Consider the following 18,787-nt stretch of genomic DNA (forward strand, 5'->3'; position numbering starts at 1 on the left):
TTAAAACCCGACGTTGCGGCCGATTGCACCTTAGTGGTGCTTGTCTCCACCGCGCAAATAAATTACCCAATATGTTAAACCGACCATTATTCCGCCACCGATGATGTTACCGAGCGTGACGGGAATCAGGTTATCGGTAATAAAATGGCTAATGGTTAAATGTTCAAACTGAGACGGCACCATGCCGACGGCATTCCAAAATTCCGGTGTCGCAAAATTCTTGATAACAATGCCCATTGGGATCATGAACATATTGGCGATACTGTGCTCAAATCCGCTGGCAACGAACATTGCGACAGGTAAAATCATGGCAAACATCTTGTCTGTTAGCGAACGGCCAGAGTAGCTCATCCACACTGCCAGACAGACCATCAAGTTCGCTAAAATGCCCAGACACAATGCTTCGACAAAGGAATGTTCAAGTTTATGTTCGGCCGTTTGTAAAACGTTGAGGCCCCACAAACCGTTGGCAACCATATATTCGCCTGAGAACCAGATTAGTGCGACGAAGAGCAGCGCACCGACTAGGTTACCAATGTAAACATTAGCCCAGTTACAGGCGAGCTGCTTCCAGGTTATGCGACCGCTGGCTTTCGCGATCACAATGAGAACGGTTGAAGTGAACAAATCAGCGCCACAGACAACAACAAGCATGAGCCCAAGTGAGAAGCAGATGCCCCCGATCAGTTTCGCGATGCCAAAAGGTACTGACGCCGTCCCGGTGGTTGCTGTGATATAAAAAACGAAAGCGATCGAAATGAATACGCCCGCAGTGATCGCCAAATAAAACGTGGTGCAAGGATGTTTGGTTGCTTTATAGACTCCGGCGTCTTCAGCTACTTTTGCCATATCGGCCGGGAGTAATAAAGTAAAAGGGTTGTCAGCTTTCACACTAACTCTCTCTTAAAATTTATCAGCGTTAAGATACTAACAAAGCAGTATACGGTAAAATTTGACGTGGATCATATTGCAAGAAATTAATAAGGTAGCGAAGTGGATTTAACCCCCTGATTTTGTGTATAACTATATGAATTTTAAAGTGAAAAAATAGTTTAATTTTTATAAAAAGAGTTGAATTATCTACGTTAAACCTACCGATTTGGCGTTAATAAAAATCATGTCTTGTAGAATTTCAGTACCACCTTTGCGAGATAATTTAATTAAAAATTCACCATCCAATAACAATATTCTGGCGATGTCTGATAAATAAGTAATAGGAACTACGGATAAAGAAAAATAGCCCTCCAGATTAAAGGGCTATTAATACGTGAAGGTTGATCATTATCTGCTTTTTCGCACAGACTTGCGCCTAACAGACACTATGCCGCCTGCCAGTAACGGCGCTTAGCCTGTTGGAGTTTTTCATAGGCGGTCAGTAACGCCCGGTGCGCAGGCAATGTGGTAAACGTCTCATCTACGGCAAACAGGCCATAAAAGCAGGCCTCGCCCGCCACGGCGGCACTGGCGGCATCGACGGTTTCGCTGCCGTACATTTTAATAAAGGCGTCGTAATAATCTGCCGGGTTGCGTGTAGGCTCCAATGCCAGCAAGAGCAGGGTACGAAGGCAGCGGTAATAATTGCTGCGTTGTGCGGTAAAAACGGAGTCATTGAAGTCTTGTGTCCATTCAGTCCAGGTGAGCGCCTGATCAAGATCGCCGCCAGCCAGGGCTAACATGGCTTTCAACTCGCCAATACGTAGCGTAAACCAGCCATTATCTTTACCGGTAGCGATGCCCAGTAATTCACGTACACGGGTGAAGTCATCCAGGCCTTCATCATCTAGTTGTTGTATCAGCGCCAGATAGTTTTCTTTTTCCCATTTGCTGTCAGGCAGCGCCAGCAGCGTGTCACGCAGGTGAGCTCCCATGCTGTTATTCGCTAATAGCAGATCGTCAGCCGGATAGATATCTGACATTCCCGGTACAATGATCCGGCAGGCGTAAACTGATAGATGTTCATAGTCGGCAATGTAGACATCTTTACCTTCCTGGTTAAAAATCGCCATCAGCGTAGCAAACTCTTCCTCCGTCGATCCTTTGAAACTCCAGTCGACGAAGTCATAATCCGCCTCGGTTTTAAACATATCCCAGGAAATCAAGCCGCTGGAATCGATGAAATGCGTTTCAAGATTGGCGTGTTCAGCCACTTCTTCATCATCGAATGTTGGTGCGGTGAACACGTCTAAATCTTTCAGACTGCGGCCTTGCAAGAGTTCGGTGACCGTGCGTTCGAGCGCTACGCCAAAGTCTGGATGTGCGCCGAAGGAGGCAAAACAGGTGCCATTAGTCGGGTTAAACAGCACCACGCAGATAACCGGATACTTTCCACCCAGCGAGGCATCGTAAGCGAAAATGGGGAAGCCTTCTTTTTCCAACGTCGCAATGGCTTCGACCACGCCGGGGTAGCGCTTCAATACCGCTTGCGGGATTTCTGGCAGGCTGATGGATTCGGCAATAATGCGGTTTTTGATACTGCGTTCAAACACTTCGGATAACCCTTGAACACGAGCTTCGCTAGCGGTGTTTCCGGCGGACATGCCGTTCGACACATACAAATTGCCGATGATATTCATGGGAATATAAACAGTTTGCCCATCGGACTGACGCATAAATGGCAGCGCGCAAATCCCTCTATCGGCATTGCCAGATTGCAGATCGATCAAATCGCTGCCGCTCAGTTCATGGTCGGGATCGTAGAACTGGCGTAGACGGTCATCCAGGATACCTTCCGGCAACGAATTGTCCTGTGGGAGCGGAAACCATTTTTCATTCGGGTAGTGGACGAAATCCCCGTTGGCGATAGTTTTGCCAAGGTAGAAATCAGCAAAAAAATAGTTAGTAGATAAACGCTCGAAATATTCACCTAGCGCGGAGGCCAGCGCGGCCTTTTTACTGGCGCCTTTGCCGTTAGTGAAGCAGAGTGGGCAATCGCGATCGCGAATATGGACTGACCAAACGTTTGGCACCGGATTTAGCCATGATGCTTCTTCGATGTTAAACCCCAGGTTCTGGAGTTGTTGTTGAAAACGGGCGATGGAGTCTTCCAGGGCGGCGTCTTTACCTGGGATAAACGTTTGGGTCATGGTATTCACTTATAGCGAGGTTAGCAGAAACGGCATAATACGGATTTTTCTGTTCAGACTCTATTTATTCGTAACAGATGAGTAACAGTGAATAAGAATTGGCTGCGCAGCGTACCGTTTTACATAATGAAAGCGTAATAAGCGTTGCAGCGGGGATTAGCGAATGATAAAACCGATAATCAGGAAAGGTGGTATGGTCATGGCGGTAATTCCGTTATAACGACTATCGTGTAACCGCGGTATTTTTATAACCAATAGGGTTATAAAATGCGTACCGTCACAACGGTGATAAAACAGCCGATTTTTAGGTGTGGTGAGGGGAAATGACTCAGATTTTTAATTTTAGCGCCGGTCCAGCAATGCTGCCGGTTGAAGTGCTGCGTCGCGCTGAACAGGAATTGTGTAATTGGAATGGCTTGGGTACATCGGTCATGGAAATCAGCCACCGCAGTAAAGAGTTTATGCAGGTTGCTGCCGAATCCGAGCAAAATCTCCGTGATTTACTGAAAATCCCCTCCAACTACAAAGTGCTTTTTTGTCAAGGCGGCGCGCGCGCGCAGTTTGCAGCCGTTCCGTTGAATCTACTGGGCGAGCACGCATCCGCTGACTACATTGACGGCGGTTATTGGGCGCACAGCGCCGTTAACGAAGCAGAAAGGTACTGTAAGCCGAATGTAATTGACATCAAAACACGTATTGACGGCCTGCGCGGCGTTAAACCTATGCGTGAATGGCAGTTATCTGATGACGCGGCGTATGTACACTATTGTCCGAATGAAACCATTGATGGTATTGCAATCGAAGAGGAACCGGATTTCGGCGATAAAATTGTGGTCGCCGACTATTCTTCCAGCATCTTGTCGCGCCGTATTGACGTTAGTCGCTACGGCGTTATTTATGCGGGCGCACAAAAAAATATCGGGCCAGCGGGGCTGACGCTGGCTATCGTGCGCGACGATCTATTGGGTAAAGCGCGCCGTGAACTGCCCTCAGTGCTGAATTACCAGATCTTGGCGGATAATGGCTCTATGTTTAATACGCCGCCGACCTTTGCCTGGTATCTGGCTGGCATGGTTTTCAAATGGTTGAAAGAGCACGGTGGTCTGGCCGAAATGGAAAAACGTAATCAGGCAAAAGCCGACCTGCTTTATCGCGCCATTGATGATAATGATTTTTATCGTAACGATGTTGCGGTAGCGAATCGTTCGCGTATGAATGTCCCCTTCCTGCTGGCGGATCCCGCGTTGGATAGCGTTTTTCTGGAAGAGTCTGCCGCAGCGGGTCTGCATGCGCTTAAAGGTCATCGCGTCGTGGGCGGCATGCGTGCTTCTATCTACAATGCTATGCCAATTGAGGGTGTGAAAGCGTTGACTGAATTTATGGCCGACTTCGCGCGCCGTCACGGTTAATTACTCCCGATCTTGCTACACCTCTAGATAATAGATAAACCCCGAATTTTTTCGGGGTTTTTGTATCCACGCTGAAAGAATAGGCTTCACATGCAGGAATCCCTGACCTTAAAACCCATCACGCTGATTAACGGTACCCTTAATCTACCAGGATCAAAGAGTGTCTCTAATCGCGCACTATTGTTAGTCGCTTTATCTGAAGGAAAGACTCGGCTGACTAATCTGCTTGACAGTGACGATGTTCGCCATATGTTGACCGCGTTGTCAGCACTTGGCGTGGAATATCATCTGTCGTCCGATCGAACCGTGTGTGAGATCGTGGGATTGGGAAGGGCGTTTACTGCGTCGCAGCCGCTTGAACTGTTTTTAGGCAATGCTGGTACGGCGATGCGTCCGCTCGCTGCGGCATTGTGCCTGACCGATGGCGATGTTGTGCTGACAGGCGAGCCCCGTATGAAAGAGCGGCCAATCGGACATTTAGTGGACGCATTACGTCAGGGCGGCGCAAGCATTGACTATCTGGAGCAGGAAAACTATCCGCCGCTGCGTCTGTACGGTGGCTTCAGGGGAGGAGTAATCAGCGTTGACGGCAGTGTTTCTAGTCAGTTTCTAACCGCGTTGTTGATGGCCGCGCCGTTGGCCGCGCAGGATACGCAAATCAGCATTCAGGGCGATTTGGTGTCTAAGCCCTATATTGATATCACATTACATATGATGAAAGCGTTTGGCATTGACGTTCACCATGAAAACTATCAGCGCTTTTTTGTTTCCGGTCGCCAGCAGTACCGTGCACCGGGTGATTATCTGGTAGAAGGTGATGCGTCGTCCGCCTCTTACTTTCTGGCAGCGGCGGCAATTAAAGGTGGCGTCGTGCGCGTTACTGGGGTTGGGCGTAATAGCGTACAGGGCGATATCCGTTTCGCCGATGTGCTGGAAAAAATGGGGGCGACCGTACGCTGGGGGGAGGATTATATCGAATGTGAGCGTGGTGAGCTGCAGGCGATTGATATGGATATGAACCATATTCCCGATGCCGCGATGACCATCGCAACGACGGCGCTCTTCGCACAGGGGGGGACGACGACATTACGTAATATCTACAATTGGCGTGTAAAAGAAACAGATCGTTTGGCGGCGATGGCGACAGAGTTACGTAAAGTGGGGGCGGAAGTGGAAGAGGGTGATGATTTTATTCGCATTACACCGCCAGCCAGGTTACAAGCTGCGGAAATTAGTACCTACAACGATCACCGGATAGCGATGTGCTTCTCACTGGTGGCGCTCTCGGATACGCCAGTGACGATATTGGATCCGAAATGTACTGCCAAAACGTTCCCTGATTACTTTGAGCAATTAGCGCGTCTGAGTCAGCACGAGTGAGGGTTCCCTGGGCGCGGTTCGTCATGTTTTATAATACGCTCCTTGTAAACCGTGATCGGTTTTTATGTCCGAATTGCGCGTCAGGTTCAGAGATTGCTTAATTTTCGTCGCCCTCCGGCATTTGGATAACCCTAATCGGCATGGATGCGTATAATATGCTCCCATGAAGCCGAAAAAGGCAAAAGTGGGACTTCCCAGGATGAAAGGAGAGAAGAATGACGGTGATGGCACCGGTAATTACGGTTGACGGGCCGAGTGGCGCAGGCAAAGGCACCCTATGTAAAGCATTAGCTGAAGCCTTGCACTGGAACTTGCTGGATTCTGGCGCTATCTACCGTGTTTTGGCGTTAGCGGCGTTGCACCATCGCGTAGATATCCACTCTGAAGATGCGTTGGTGCCGTTAGCCTCGCATCTTGATGTTCGTTTTGTTGCAGAAAACGGGCAGTTAACTGTCATTCTGGAAGGCGAGAATGTCAGTCAGGAAATTCGTACTGAGACGGTGGGCAATACGGCTTCTCAGGCTGCCGCTTTTCCTCGCGTTCGTGAGGCGTTATTACGCAGACAGCGTGCTTTCCGTGAAGCGCCAGGACTCATTGCCGATGGGCGCGATATGGGTACGGTCGTTTTTCCCGATGCACCAGTGAAAATTTTTTTAGATGCCAGCGCGGAAGAACGGGCGCGACGGCGTATGCTACAGTTGCAGGAGGCGGGTTTTAGTGTTAACTTTGATCGCCTTTTATCTGAGATAAAGGAACGGGATGAGCGCGATCGTAACCGCCCCGTTGCGCCGTTAGTCCCTGCTGCTGATGCGTTAGTGCTGGATTCAACGGAAATGACGCTTGATGATGTGATTGCGCGCGCGCTGGCTTATGCCCGCCAAATTCTTGCTTAAATCACAGAAAATTGAATTTTTACCTCGTTGTAAGGATGCACAGCGGGGCATGTTAAACAACCCCATCGAGCAGGATGCCGGATGGACGTTAAATTGAACCCCCTAAGATTATCAAACATGACTGAATCTTTTGCTCAACTCTTTGAAGAATCCCTGAAAGAAATCGAAACCCGTCCTGGTTCCATCGTTCGTGGTGTTGTTGTTGCTATTGATAAAGATGTCGTACTGGTTGACGCCGGTCTGAAATCCGAATCAGCTATTCCGGTAGAGCAATTCAAAAACGCGCAAGGCGAACTGGAAATCCAGGTCGGTGATGAAGTTGATGTTGCTCTGGACGCTATCGAAGATGGCTTCGGTGAAACGCTGCTTTCTCGTGAAAAAGCGAAACGCCACGAAGCATGGCTGACGCTGGAAAAAGCGTACGAAGAAGCTGCGACGGTTACTGGTGTTATCAACGGTAAAGTTAAAGGCGGATTCACTGTTGAGCTAAACGGTATTCGTGCGTTCCTGCCAGGTTCTCTGGTCGACGTGCGTCCGGTTCGCGACACGCTGCATCTGGAAGGCAAAGAGCTTGAGTTCAAAGTTATCAAGCTGGATCAGAAACGCAACAACGTTGTGGTTTCTCGTCGTGCAGTGATCGAGTCTGAAAACAGCGCTGAACGCGATCAATTGCTGGAAAATCTGCAAGAAGGCATGGAAGTTAAGGGTATCGTTAAGAACCTGACTGACTACGGCGCCTTCGTTGATCTGGGCGGCGTTGATGGCCTGCTTCACATCACGGATATGGCGTGGAAACGCGTTAAACACCCGAGCGAAATCGTCAATGTAGGCGATGAAATCACGGTTAAAGTCCTGAAATTCGATCGTGAACGTACCCGTGTGTCTCTGGGTCTGAAACAATTGGGCGAAGATCCATGGGTCGCTATCGCTAAGCGTTATCCGGAAAGTACACGTCTGACGGGGCGCGTAACTAACCTGACTGACTATGGCTGCTTCGTTGAAATCGAAGAAGGCGTTGAAGGTCTGGTACACGTTTCCGAAATGGATTGGACCAACAAAAACATCCACCCATCCAAAGTAGTTAACGTGGGTGATGTGGTAGAAGTGATGGTTCTGGATATCGACGAAGAACGTCGTCGTATCTCTCTGGGCTTGAAACAGTGCAAGTCTAACCCATGGCAGCTGTTCGCAGAGACCCACAACAAGGGCGATCGCGTTGAAGGTAAAATCAAGTCTATCACTGACTTCGGTATCTTCATCGGTCTGGATGGCGGCATCGATGGTCTGGTGCACCTGTCTGATATCTCCTGGAACGTGGCAGGCGAAGAAGCCGTTCGTGAATACAAGAAAGGTGATGAAATCGCCGCTGTTGTTCTGCAGGTTGACGCAGAGCGCGAACGTATCTCTCTTGGCGTGAAACAACTGTCTGAAGATCCGTTCAATAACTACCTCTCTGTGAACAAGAAAGGTGCTATTGTTACTGGTAAAGTGACTGCAGTTGACGCTAAAGGTGCTACAGTTGAACTAGCTGGCGGCGTAGAAGGTTACTTGCGTGCTTCAGAGGCGTCTCGCGATCGCGTTGAAGACGCAACGCTGGTTCTGAACGTTGGCGACAGCGTTGAAGCCAAATATACCGGTGTTGATCGTAAAAACCGTGTTGTAAGCCTGTCTGTTCGTGCGAAAGACGAAGCTGACGAGAAAGATGCAATTGCCACTGTTAATAACAAACCGGATGAAAGCAATTTCTCCAATGCAATGGCAGAAGCGTTCAAGGCAGCCAAAGGCGAGTAATCACAATCCTGGAGTGGGCAACGTAAGTTGCTCATTCTGGTAACGGTATTCAGTTATTCTGGTTATTGATAGCCACGCACCTGGAGGAGCTATGACCAAGTCTGAACTTATTGAAAGGCTTGCTGGACAGCAATCTCATATCCCAGCCAAAGTGGTTGAGGATGCAGTGAAAGAAATGCTCGAACAAATGGCTTCTACGTTAGCCGAAGGCGATCGTATTGAAATCCGTGGGTTTGGTAGCTTCTCACTTCACTATCGTGCACCGCGCGTAGGCCGCAATCCGAAAACGGGTGATAAAGTTGAGTTGGAAGGCAAGTACGTCCCTCACTTCAAACCAGGTAAGGAACTCCGCGATCGCGCGAATATTTACGGGTAAATCATTACCATAATAGGATGCCGCTTACTTGCGGTTTGACTTCTAGTCTCTCGTTAAAAACGGCGCCCTTGCGGGTGCCGTTTTTTTAGGTTAATCTTCGCTGCATTGTTTGAGCGGATAGACAAGAGAGGATGCCAGCATATCGCTATCTGGTAATCGGCAACTCATCGCTAACTGTGTTTTCCTAGCCACTCCACTGCGAACATGCCTGCTGCGCTTACGGCATCCACCGCAACACACCCGATAGAATCACGAATTTGCGCCGCCAAACCGATAGTGGATAGCCCGGTACACGAAAACGCGATCACTTTTGCCCCCTGATCATGCAGCATTTTGGCACACGCCAACGCGCTGGCCCGCCCTTCAGGCGTGAGCAAATGCGTTGTCTGAGTGACGCCCTCCGGGCGAGCATAAGCGACATTTTCGCCTAATAGTCGGCGAAATGGCGCGGGCGCCTGTTCGCCAATACCGATGACGGCGACGGGTAATTTCAGGTTAGCGGCCACACGTGCGCAGGCACTACCTGCGCTAATCACCGGCACCGAAACGGCCTGACGTAATTCGGCGAGCCCCGGATCGGCGGCGCAGCTAAGGAATATCGCCTGACAGCCTTCTCGCTCGTAAGCCTGTCCTAGCGCAATGATTTTAGGAATCGCTACGGTTTCACTGGCTGCATCAAAGATACCGTTCGGTTGATCGGGGATGCAGCGGCTGACCGTTGGCAATCCATACTCGTTGTCTAACAAACGACCATGTTCTTCTAACAAGGCGCTGTCCTGTGTGGTGAGAACACGAATAATACCCAGAGTCATGATAGGTCCCTTCTTAAAAGTGGGGGGTGGATCATAGCGATCCACCTTATAAGCTACAGCGTTAAAGGACGATTGGTTAACAAGGGTTGTGGCGTCTGGCCTGCGCGGAACAAAACCGCATCGTATGGGCCTGCCAGGTGGCGTTTAACGCCGTCGACACGAATCCAGTCGCCTTCCGGCAACCCGACGACGACCGTTTCAGGTTGGGCTTGTAGCAGTTCCGCAATCCGTTGATCGCGGGTCTCTCCCTGATGCCCTTCCGGTAATTTGTTGGTGTAATGGGGATTGATCTGGAAATCGATCAGGTTCAATGCGTCAAACCCTTTGGGGTCAATGATCGGCATATCATTCGTCGTGCAGATTGTCGGACAGGCGAGGTTTGCACCCGCACTCCAGCCGATATAAGGCGTTCCGGCGGTAACGCGCTGACGAATTGCCGCCAGCAGATGGCGCTCCCGGCAGCACTTTAATAAATTGAAAGTATTACCGCCTCCGACAATAATAATCTCTGCCTCTTGAACGGCCTCTAAAGCGTCGTTTACCGCATGCGCGGCGGTGAGAATAATGCCGGTGTCCGCTAAGGCCGTTTGGACTTTAGCGGCATAATCATCCCAACTAATGGTCACCCCGGCGAAGGGAATAAACACGGCTCGGCGACGTTGATGGATGAGTTCGTTAATAGGAGGTAAGGCATGCTCCAGATATCCTTTACCGGGGAGCGTACCATTACTTAATAGCAGTAATTGCATCGTACTTTCCTGTTCTTTATTAAAGTAGACCGGCAACCAGTCGGGCGATGAGCGCATTTGAGAGTAGCACCGGTAGACCGACGGACCGACGAACCACATCGCGATGGCGCTCGGTGTACCCCATACAGTCCATGATAATCACCTCGGCCTGTTGTGCTTTGAGCGCTTGCGCAGCGGCAACCAATTCTGACTCGCTGCCGTTGTATGGCGATACCGCGGCGTAAACGGGGGCGGTGGTCATCGCCTGCCATTTATGGCCTTCGCTGCGCATTTGCTCCACGAGCGGAACCAGGATGCCGGGACGACGTTTCCCCAGTAGCGTAGCGATCACCGGTGGAACGATCCTATCCGGTTCAATCAGCCAGGCTTGCTGACATTGCAGACCATCGAATTCCCCCGTGCAGAGTAATAAAATAATGCCACAACCTTGTTGTTCCAACTGATTCAGCTTTTGCTGTACGCCATGGCGCACAGCGCCTTTACCGAGGATAACGGCACTGCCATCCAGCAATCGTGAGGTGAGAATTGCCTCGTCGCCCTGCGGCGCAAAACGCTGAGCGATCTGCGCTGTGGACAGGCCATCCAGTAGGCCTGCGTGAATACATTCTACTGATGCAGGTAGATGAGCCGCCAAAATTGGGGTGATATCGGCTCTGGGAGCCTGCCCGATGGTCAGCGTCCCGAGTTTGGTAATAGACATGACGGCTTTCCCCGCTATTGACGTTTTTGCAAATGAGCCAGCGAACCGTACAGCGAAAGCAGGCGTTGATATTCGTCAGCGTTATAGAAGTGGCAAGTTTCACGCGTGAACTCTTTAGCAACCTCAACGACAAAGCGAACAGCATCGGCGATATCGACTTCATGGCTGGCGCCCGTACCGCAGCCGGGAACGATCCCCTCCGTTGTAATCGCGACGCCGACAACCGGGGCGGAGGTCGCTATCGATGGCTGGAGAATGCTGTTGATATGAAACACATCGTTACCATAAGGCGTAATATCCTGTGTAGTAATAGGGAAGGTCACAGGAAGACGGCCAGTGGTCATTTCCATGATCCGTAGGAGATCTTCGGCAACGCGTAAGATATAGCCTTCTTTTACCGTCGGTGAAAGGGCAAAACCTTTGTGATTAATGATGCGGTTGCCTTTAGTGGTATCGATAGAAAGCACGGCGTCCATCTCTGGCACGACTTCCTGCTCGTTCATATCTTCGGTTTCAACCGGAGAATCCATGAAATCTACGGGTTCATGAGGACGGGTTGGCGCATCCGGGCAAATGTGCGTACACAAGATCACATCGCCGGGTAGGCTATCGCCCACGGTCTGCATCTTCGCCAGCTTGACGGCGGCCGCTACGGCAGCCACCGCGCCGTCGCCATCGGACACCAACCCGATACGCCCAGGACGAGCACCGATCCCACCCAAACGGCCCACAATGCCCAGCGTAGGCGCATGGCCGCCGCTGCGTTTGCCGTTAGTGCCGGGCACCACGATTTTAACAAAATCGGTGGTGCCTTTGGGCCCGGTAATTTCGGTAACTGTCACATCAACCTGCGGGTAGGGGGATAAGAGATCAACTACGGTCTGGCCGCTGGCCGTGGCGGAATCAAGGGCTTCAAGTACATTCAAGGTTTGAAAAAGGCTCATCACATATTCTCTTATTAGCGGGTGGATATAGCGTGATGCGACACTCTATCGCCGCATCACCGGAATGTCTTAGGGCACTTATTTACCGCCGATCTTGCTGGCGAAAATTGAGTGGAAGAAACTATAAATCGCGTCACCGGCAATCAACCCGGCCGCGAAGACTTCCATCTGGCTACGCATATCGGCACTGCCCCACTTAAGGATGATCAGTCGCAGCGCAATCCCAACCATAACGGCCCAGCCTGCTAGCGGGTTAGCGATTAGCAACCCCGTCGCCAACAGTACGCCCAGTTGTCGGCGAGAACCGCCCAGCCATTGGATAATGGCGCCAGGAATGGCCCACAATAGCAGGGACGTCGCGATATCGCTGGAAACGCCAGCCTTAATTGTGGCGACATAGACTTTAGCCACGGGAGGGATCAGTCCCTGTTGGAAATAGCTCTGGTAGGAGAAATACACCACAGGAATTGCGATTACGAAAGCAACCATCGCGGCAAACAGTTGCTGGCGGCGGCCTTCCAATTCGAAGGCGGCGTCCCGCCCGTTATCGCGCAGGATAAATCCGGCCTTGAGGTCGTACCCCATGTCGGCAAAGGCTGGCCCCGTGGCGACAGAAAACGCGCACAGCACGGCCAATGCATGCATGGGAAAGCCGATCATCATGCCAATAATCAGGGTAATCAGCGCGACGGCAAAAGCGGGAAACCATCCGGAATGCATTGCCGCAAGTCCGACGATCAGTTCATGAATGAACGCGGCAAAAGCGGCATAAAATACAAAGGCGATAAGCATACCTACGGACATTTCACTGTACAGTCCGGTAGTAATAGCAATTAGCGCCGCAATAGCAATATAACCGATAGCGCCCATGCGTAGCGCGGAAAGCACATGGCGGCGGTCATCATTCGCGGCCTTTAACGCCTCGGCGGTTAAGGTGCCAGAGGTCTTTTGTTTACCTCGCATCAACGCGATAACCTGAAACAGCGCCACAATCCCGGCGCCAATCATCATGCCATGGGGAATGTATTGTTGGTTAATATCAATACCCAATAAAGGCTGGCTGTAACCACGCAGCAATAAGCCGATACCAAACATCGATAATGCCCAAATATTACCGATGAAGGCCGTTCCCATTGCCGACATGGGCAACTTAAAGCTAGATCCTATAACGCCTAGCGCTAGCCCAGCACTCAGCAGCACTGCCTGTTTACCGCCTTTGTCGCCCGCTTTAATCGATTCGGCTGCGGCAACGCCTGGCGGCCAGGTTCCGGTTGCGGGAAAAACCGAGGTGTTGAACATGCGATAAAGCAGATATCCATCCAGTAACATCGCGAGTGCGACACCAATAAACATCGGCAAAACCAGATCCGGGCGATCGAACAACCACGGGATCCCGATTGGCAGCAACAGGCTATTCGCCGCACCAAAGGTTGCGGAGGAAATGGCGGTTTGTGCCAGATTCTGCACGTGAATAGAGCGAAAGCGCCGCATCAGTTGTAGCGGCACGCGGGCGATCAACATGGCAATCAATGCGCCGATGATCGAGGTGTTCGGCGTGACGCCGAGCGTGGTGAGCAACTGGATGCCAATCACGGCGCCAAACATACTGAGAATAACCAGAAACAGCAGCGTTAGCGGGCTGAATGTCCGCTGATGCGCCTCTGGATGCGCGTCGTCCTGATGTGATGATGAAGGTTGTGACATGTAGTACCACTCCTATAAGCCTGATAAATACGAGAGTGCAATATTGTTATGGTTATCTGCATCAGCCCAACCAGTAGGGATCGCCATATTTTTTACCGATAGGCATAGCCGCCTGGTAGAGCTGTTGAGCCAGTAGCAGGATTTCCTGCTGATCCGCCATGGATGAAGGAAAGGTGAGACAAAAAGCAATACTTTCTTTGGTCTGCGGGTTATGCACGGAGCAGCTTACGGACGCTGTACCCGGAACGGCCTCATTCACCGCATGCGCCCAGCGTTGCTGGCGGATAGTGCGAATACGCGCCAACTGCGCGGTAATGTCGAGGGCCGTGGTGGTATGTGGCGTCGGATAGTGCTTGGCAAGTTGTTCATCTGAAAAACGGGAAAGCAGCGCGCGACCGGTGGAGGTTTCCCAGGCCGGAGAACGTGTTCCTGGATGTGTAATGACGCGTAGGGCGTGGCGACCAGGGATAACGCGCAATACGAGTACTTCATCGCCATCCAATACTGAGAGATAACCGGTATGGCCGGTATTACGACACAGAGTACGCAACGCCTGTTCGATATCGTCCGTCAGGGAGGACACGCGGTGTGCCAGATAGGCTGCCTCTATTAGCAACAGGCCCGGCTGGTAAGCGGACGTTTCTGGATCCCGCTGTAAGAAGCCAGTTTCGCATAACTGCTTTAATACACGCGACGTTGTACTTTTAGGCATGTGCAGATGCGTAATCAGATCGCCCGCGGTAATACCGCGCTTGAGTTGACTCATTAGCTTAAGAATATCGGCTGTTGTGTTCAGTATACTCATAATAAGTCTCATAAAATGGAACCTAGTTCCTTTATATGAGTATTAGCAAAAATCGCGCCAGAATGAGCTTAAATCGGACAGTGGTAGAAAATTTAAAATTGAGATAAAGAGATCAATACATTAGTGGGGTAATAACAAGTCTGCTCTCGTGGAAGTATGGAAAGGCATAGACCGTCATGCACCCTTAATTAGCCTGGCGCACCAAAGCAGTGCTTTGTGTGCGCTATTTTGGTGCTAATCATTGGGCGCCGTGATTTATCGTCGCGTAGAGCATTTGCCGAAGTATGAATCGCTTTCTGGCAATAGTGATAATGCCGGGGGATACGTCGCGCGCATGATATTATGCGCGCGAGGGGCTACCGGGTATGACGCGCTTTGAGACGCTTGATGATAGTCGCCAGATCTAAATCCTGATCCTGCAACAGCACTAACAGGTGGTACATCAAATCTGCAGCTTCATTAGTAAGTTCCTCACGATCGTGCACCGTGGCCGCTAACGCAGTTTCCAACCCTTCTTCGCCCACTTTCTGCGCGATACGTTTGGTGCCGCTGGCGTACAGGCGTGCGGTGTAAGAACTTTCCGGATCGGCCTGTTTACGCTCGGCGAGTAATTGTTCCAACTGATAAAGGAACGTCCAATCGCTGGCAGCAGGCGAGAAGCAACTGCTGGTGCCCAGATGACAGGTTGGCCCAACGGGATTAGCTAAAACCAACAGCGTATCGTTATCGCAATCCGGCGTAATCGACACGACGTGCAGGAAATGACCTGAAGACTCACCCTTCGTCCATAGCCGCTGCTTGGTTCGGGAGAAGAACGTGACTTTCCCGCTCTTTTCCGTTACTTGCAAGGCATCTTTATTCATGTAGCCCAGCATCAATACTTCACCGGAGACCGCATGCTGCACAACAACCGGCAGCAGGCCGTCCGTTTTTACCCAATTGAGCTGATTTCGTTGTTCATCGTTTAGAAAGCTCTCTTCGCTTAACACACTCGAATCTCCACACCTTGTTGCTTAAGATATTGTTTCAGTTCGCTGATATTAATCACTTGCTTATGAAACACCGATGCGGCCAGCGCCCCATCCACGCGGGCGATCTGAAACGCATCCAGAAAATGCGCCATGGCGCCCGCGCCTCCAGAGGCAATCAGCGGGACGTTACAGACATCACGTACCAGAGTTAACTGATGTAAATCATAGCCATTACGGACGCCGTCCTGGTTCATCATATTCAGGACAATTTCACCAGCGCCACGCTTTTGCACCTCTTCTACCCACGCTAGCGTTTCCCACGTGGTAATTTTGGTGCGCGCTTCATCGCCGGTATATTGGTTTACCTGATAGCGGCCGGTTGCGGCATCGTGCCAGGTATCAATCCCGACCACGACGCATTGCACGCCATAACGATCGGCTAAGCGAGTAATCAATGTCGGATCGGCTAACGCCGGGGAGTTAATGGAAATTTTATCTGCGCCGAACGAGAGGATCTGTCCGGCGTCTTCTACGCTTTTAATCCCGCCTGCTACACAGAATGGGATATCGATGACTTCCGCCACGCGCGCAACCCAGCTTTTGTCGACGACACGACCATCGGAAGAGGCGGTGATATCATAAAACACCAGCTCATCGGCACCTTCCTGCGCATAGCGCTGCGCCAACGGCACGATATCACCGATAATTTCGTGGTTACGAAACTGCACGCCTTTGACGACCTGACCGTTACGCACGTCCAGACAGGGGATTATCCGTTTTGCCAGCATGAAATCGCCTCCGCGACGTTAAATTTACCTTCCAGCAGGGCGCGACCCACGATCACGCCTTGCACCCCGCTGCCGCGCAAATTGGCGATATCTGTCAGGTTACCGATACCGCCGGATGCCTGAAAGGCGATCTGTGGGTAGCGCTGACAGATTTCTCGATAGAGCTCGACGTTGGAACCGCTGAGCGTACCGTCACGGGAAATATCGGTACACAGCACATGTTTCAATCCGAATGGCAGATAGCATTCAATGACCTGTTCAAGCGTAGCGTCAGAATTTTCCTGCCAGCCGCTGATGGCGACGAATTTGGTGCCGTTGATGTCAATACGCACGTCCAACGCCAACACCAGCGCCTCGGCGCCGTAGCGAGTAAACCATTGTTGCACCAATTCCGGCTGTTTCACGGCGGTGGAACCGATGACGACACGACTCGCGCCAGCTTTTAATAGCGCTTCCACATCTTGCTCGGTACGAATACCGCCGCCGATCTGAACCGGCACGCTAACGCCAGCGAGCAGCGAGGTTAACAGCGGAATCTGGCGAGCAGAGGGATCTTTAGCACCGGTTAAATCCACCAGATGCAGCGCCTCAGCCCCCTGTTGCTGGTAATCCTGCAGGCGGGGAAGCGGGTCGCTACCGTACTGGCGCTGTCGGCCATAATCACCCTGATGCAGGCGGACAATTTGTCCGTCGATCAGATCTAATGCGGGAATAATCATGACATCTACATCTCCAGAAAATTTTTCAGTAGCTGTGCGCCCGCCGCACCCGAACGCTCAGGGTGGAACTGCACGCCAAAGAAGTTATCTTTTTCCACTGCGGCGGTAAACGCATCGCCGTAGTTGGCTTGTGCGATAGTATGCTCGCAAACAGGCATCGCGTAACTGTGAACAAAATAGAAATAGGCGTTGTCAGCAATATCACGAAATAAGCGATGACCGGCCTTCGGCGTCACCTGATTCCAGCCCATATGCGGCAGCGGCAAACCGTGATCCGCCATCTTTTTCACGGGCGCATCGACAATCCCCAGCGTGGCGATGCCGCCATTTTCGTCGCTATACGATCCCAGCAACTGCATGCCGAGACAAATGCCTAAAACCGGCTGGGTACAGGCTTTGATCAACGCAATAAGCTCGCGTTCTTCCAGTTGGTTCATCGCAGCCTGGGCGGTGCCAACTCCCGGCAGGAACAGCTTATCCGCGTGTAAAACAACGTCGGCCTCGCGGCTGACAACCGGACTATAGCCCAGCCGCTGAACCGCATAGTTGACCGAAGAGAGGTTGGCGCAGCCGGTATCAAGAATGACCACTTTCATCACAGCACCCCTTTCGAACTCGGCAGCGCGTCACCCTCGACGCGAATAGCCTGACGCAGCGTGCGTCCGAAGGCTTTAAATAAGCTTTCGACACGGTGATGATCGTTGCGCCCTTTGGTTTTCAGGTGCAGCGTACAGCCCATGGAGTAAGACAGCGAACGGAAGAAGTGTTCGACCATTTCGGTACTCAGATCGCCGACTCGCTGGTAGCTGAACTCTGCTTTATATTCCAGATGCGGGCGCCCCGAAATATCCAGCGCGCAGCGCGCCAGACATTCATCCATCGGTAGGACAAAGCCAAAGCGACCGATACCGCGCTTGTCGCCTAGCGCCTTATTCAGGGCTTCGCCCAGCGCCAGACCGGTATCTTCCACCGTGTGATGATCGTCGATATACAGATCGCCTTTCACTTCAATATCCATGCGGAAGCCGCCGTGCGTAGCGATTTGATCCAACATATGATCGAAAAAACCGACGCCGGTGTTGATTTTGCTGCCGCCTTCCCGATCCAACCAGACATTGACATCAATCGCGGTTTCACGCGTGACGCGGTTGACGTGCGCATGACGATTGCGCTGGGTTAACTGGCTGGCGATGGCCTGCCAGTTCAGGCCGTCACGCTGATAGAGCAATCCGGTAATGCCCATATTTTGCGCCAGTTGCACATCAGTGTGGCGGTCGCCGATGACATAACTCTGCGCCGTGTCCATCAGACCCGGTTGCAAGTAATCGGACACCAGCGCCGTTTTCGGCTTGCGACAGGCGCAATTTTCTGCCGGTAAATGCGGGCAGATCAGCACTTGTTCAAAATGAATCCCCTGTGATGTCAGAATCTGCATCATCAGGTTATGCGGGGGATCGAAGGTTTCCTGCGGAAAGCTTTCGGTGCCCAGGCCATCCTGATTGGTGATCATCACCAGCTTATAGCCGGCTTTTTGCAGCGCCAGCAATGACGGGATGACATCTGGTTCCAGCGCCAGTTTATCCAGACGGTCGACCTGAAAATCTTCAGGCGGTTCGGCAATTAATGTTCCGTCACGGTCGATAAAGAGGTATTTCTGGCCCAC

At 51.4% G+C, this 18,787-nt stretch carries 18 protein-coding genes; 5 read left to right on the forward strand and 13 right to left on the reverse strand.

Annotated elements, in window-relative coordinates; genetic code table 11:
* Nucleotides 1-30: 30 nt before the first annotated feature.
* Both focA and ycaO read right to left on the reverse strand, forming a co-directional pair.
* The gene (focA, locus tag RFN81_RS07510; RefSeq protein ID WP_264498486.1) at nucleotides 31-891 is read right to left on the reverse strand and encodes a formate transporter FocA; all 861 of its coding nucleotides are present in this window, start codon (nucleotides 889-891) and stop codon (nucleotides 31-33) included.
* A 428-nt stretch (nucleotides 892-1,319) separates the two neighbouring features.
* The gene (ycaO, locus tag RFN81_RS07515; RefSeq protein WP_264498487.1) at nucleotides 1,320-3,083 is read right to left on the reverse strand and encodes a 30S ribosomal protein S12 methylthiotransferase accessory factor YcaO; all 1,764 of its coding nucleotides are present in this window, start codon (nucleotides 3,081-3,083) and stop codon (nucleotides 1,320-1,322) included.
* 323 nt (nucleotides 3,084-3,406) lie between these two features.
* On the opposite strand from ycaO, the gene serC reads away from it, so the two are divergent.
* The 5 genes from serC (at nucleotide 3,407) to ihfB (ending at nucleotide 8,932) form a co-directional block, all read left to right on the forward strand.
* Nucleotides 3,407-4,492 carry a 3-phosphoserine/phosphohydroxythreonine transaminase gene (serC, locus tag RFN81_RS07520; protein ID WP_264498488.1) on the forward strand — a complete coding sequence of 362 codons (1,086 nt, stop codon included), beginning with the start codon at nucleotides 3,407-3,409 and terminating at the stop codon, nucleotides 4,490-4,492.
* A 90-nt stretch (nucleotides 4,493-4,582) separates the two neighbouring features.
* Entirely contained in the window at nucleotides 4,583-5,872 is a 1,290-nt protein-coding gene (aroA, locus tag RFN81_RS07525) for a 3-phosphoshikimate 1-carboxyvinyltransferase (protein ID WP_264498489.1), read from the forward strand.
* 215 nt (nucleotides 5,873-6,087) lie between these two features.
* Nucleotides 6,088-6,765 (forward strand): (d)CMP kinase, encoded by a 678-nt coding sequence (gene cmk, locus RFN81_RS07530; protein ID WP_264498490.1) that lies wholly within the window; start codon nucleotides 6,088-6,090, stop codon nucleotides 6,763-6,765.
* A gap of 117 nt (nucleotides 6,766-6,882) precedes the next feature.
* On the forward strand, nucleotides 6,883-8,556 hold the full coding sequence (rpsA, locus tag RFN81_RS07535; RefSeq protein WP_264498491.1) for a 30S ribosomal protein S1: 1,674 nt from the start codon (nucleotides 6,883-6,885) through the stop codon (nucleotides 8,554-8,556).
* Between the two features lie 91 nt (nucleotides 8,557-8,647).
* Nucleotides 8,648-8,932: an integration host factor subunit beta gene (gene ihfB / locus RFN81_RS07540; RefSeq protein WP_005967571.1), complete on the forward strand. Its 285-nt coding sequence runs from the start codon at nucleotides 8,648-8,650 to the stop codon at nucleotides 8,930-8,932.
* Nucleotides 8,933-9,102: 170 nt separating this feature from the next.
* Here ihfB and RFN81_RS07545 read toward each other — a convergent pair whose 3' ends face one another.
* The 11 genes from RFN81_RS07545 to hisB form a co-directional block, all read right to left on the reverse strand.
* On the reverse strand, nucleotides 9,103-9,744 hold the full coding sequence (locus RFN81_RS07545; protein WP_264498492.1) for an aspartate/glutamate racemase family protein: 642 nt from the start codon (nucleotides 9,742-9,744) through the stop codon (nucleotides 9,103-9,105).
* A 53-nt stretch (nucleotides 9,745-9,797) separates the two neighbouring features.
* Nucleotides 9,798-10,493 (reverse strand): dipeptidase PepE, encoded by a 696-nt coding sequence (gene pepE, locus RFN81_RS07550; RefSeq protein WP_264498493.1) that lies wholly within the window; start codon nucleotides 10,491-10,493, stop codon nucleotides 9,798-9,800.
* Between the two features lie 19 nt (nucleotides 10,494-10,512).
* Nucleotides 10,513-11,193 (reverse strand): AroM family protein, encoded by a 681-nt coding sequence (locus RFN81_RS07555; RefSeq protein WP_264498494.1) that lies wholly within the window; start codon nucleotides 11,191-11,193, stop codon nucleotides 10,513-10,515.
* Between the two features lie 14 nt (nucleotides 11,194-11,207).
* Nucleotides 11,208-12,137, reverse strand: coding sequence for a DUF1177 domain-containing protein (locus RFN81_RS07560; protein ID WP_264498495.1), 930 nt, complete (start codon nucleotides 12,135-12,137; stop codon nucleotides 11,208-11,210).
* A gap of 78 nt (nucleotides 12,138-12,215) precedes the next feature.
* On the reverse strand, nucleotides 12,216-13,841 hold the full coding sequence (locus tag RFN81_RS07565; RefSeq protein WP_264498496.1) for an OPT/YSL family transporter: 1,626 nt from the start codon (nucleotides 13,839-13,841) through the stop codon (nucleotides 12,216-12,218).
* 61 nt (nucleotides 13,842-13,902) lie between these two features.
* Nucleotides 13,903-14,646 (reverse strand): IclR family transcriptional regulator, encoded by a 744-nt coding sequence (locus tag RFN81_RS07570; RefSeq protein WP_264498497.1) that lies wholly within the window; start codon nucleotides 14,644-14,646, stop codon nucleotides 13,903-13,905.
* Between the two features lie 356 nt (nucleotides 14,647-15,002).
* A complete protein-coding gene (gene hisIE / locus RFN81_RS07575) occupies nucleotides 15,003-15,635 on the reverse strand; it encodes a bifunctional phosphoribosyl-AMP cyclohydrolase/phosphoribosyl-ATP diphosphatase HisIE (RefSeq protein ID WP_264498498.1) in 633 nt (210 codons plus the stop codon).
* Nucleotides 15,629-16,405, reverse strand: coding sequence for an imidazole glycerol phosphate synthase subunit HisF (gene hisF / locus RFN81_RS07580; RefSeq protein WP_264498499.1), 777 nt, complete (start codon nucleotides 16,403-16,405; stop codon nucleotides 15,629-15,631). The genes hisIE and hisF overlap by 7 nt, the downstream gene beginning before the upstream one ends.
* Complete coding sequence (gene hisA, locus RFN81_RS07585; RefSeq protein ID WP_264498500.1) at nucleotides 16,387-17,124, reverse strand: 1-(5-phosphoribosyl)-5-[(5-phosphoribosylamino)methylideneamino]imidazole-4-carboxamide isomerase; 738 nt, start codon at nucleotides 17,122-17,124, stop codon at nucleotides 16,387-16,389. The genes hisF and hisA overlap by 19 nt, the downstream gene beginning before the upstream one ends.
* A 5-nt stretch (nucleotides 17,125-17,129) precedes the next feature.
* Nucleotides 17,130-17,720 carry an imidazole glycerol phosphate synthase subunit HisH gene (gene hisH / locus RFN81_RS07590; protein WP_264498501.1) on the reverse strand — a complete coding sequence of 197 codons (591 nt, stop codon included), beginning with the start codon at nucleotides 17,718-17,720 and terminating at the stop codon, nucleotides 17,130-17,132.
* Nucleotides 17,720-18,787, reverse strand: a complete 1,068-nt coding sequence (hisB, locus tag RFN81_RS07595; protein ID WP_264498502.1) for a bifunctional histidinol-phosphatase/imidazoleglycerol-phosphate dehydratase HisB — start codon at nucleotides 18,785-18,787, stop codon at nucleotides 17,720-17,722. Before hisB ends, hisH begins: the two co-directional genes overlap by 1 nt.

Source organism: Pectobacterium cacticida, assembly GCF_036885195.1.
Taxonomy (GTDB): Bacteria; Pseudomonadota; Gammaproteobacteria; order Enterobacterales; family Enterobacteriaceae; genus Pectobacterium; species Pectobacterium cacticida.

Coding starts and splice junctions, on each gene's coding strand:
- aroA (WP_264498489.1), top strand. CDS start 4,583: ATGCAGGAATCCCTGACCTTAAAACCCATCACGCTGATTAACGGTACC.
- cmk (WP_264498490.1), top strand. CDS start 6,088: ATGACGGTGATGGCACCGGTAATTACGGTTGACGGGCCGAGTGGCGCA.
- ycaO (WP_264498487.1), bottom strand. CDS start 3,083: ATGACCCAAACGTTTATCCCAGGTAAAGACGCCGCCCTGGAAGACTCC.
- RFN81_RS07545 (WP_264498492.1), bottom strand. CDS start 9,744: ATGACTCTGGGTATTATTCGTGTTCTCACCACACAGGACAGCGCCTTG.
- RFN81_RS07570 (WP_264498497.1), bottom strand. CDS start 14,646: ATGAGTATACTGAACACAACAGCCGATATTCTTAAGCTAATGAGTCAA.
- hisF (WP_264498499.1), bottom strand. CDS start 16,405: ATGCTGGCAAAACGGATAATCCCCTGTCTGGACGTGCGTAACGGTCAG.
- RFN81_RS07565 (WP_264498496.1), bottom strand. CDS start 13,841: ATGTCACAACCTTCATCATCACATCAGGACGACGCGCATCCAGAGGCG.
- serC (WP_264498488.1), top strand. CDS start 3,407: ATGACTCAGATTTTTAATTTTAGCGCCGGTCCAGCAATGCTGCCGGTT.
- ihfB (WP_005967571.1), top strand. CDS start 8,648: ATGACCAAGTCTGAACTTATTGAAAGGCTTGCTGGACAGCAATCTCAT.
- RFN81_RS07560 (WP_264498495.1), bottom strand. CDS start 12,137: ATGAGCCTTTTTCAAACCTTGAATGTACTTGAAGCCCTTGATTCCGCC.
- hisH (WP_264498501.1), bottom strand. CDS start 17,720: ATGAAAGTGGTCATTCTTGATACCGGCTGCGCCAACCTCTCTTCGGTC.
- RFN81_RS07555 (WP_264498494.1), bottom strand. CDS start 11,193: ATGTCTATTACCAAACTCGGGACGCTGACCATCGGGCAGGCTCCCAGA.
- rpsA (WP_264498491.1), top strand. CDS start 6,883: ATGACTGAATCTTTTGCTCAACTCTTTGAAGAATCCCTGAAAGAAATC.
- hisA (WP_264498500.1), bottom strand. CDS start 17,124: ATGATTATTCCCGCATTAGATCTGATCGACGGACAAATTGTCCGCCTG.
- pepE (WP_264498493.1), bottom strand. CDS start 10,493: ATGCAATTACTGCTATTAAGTAATGGTACGCTCCCCGGTAAAGGATAT.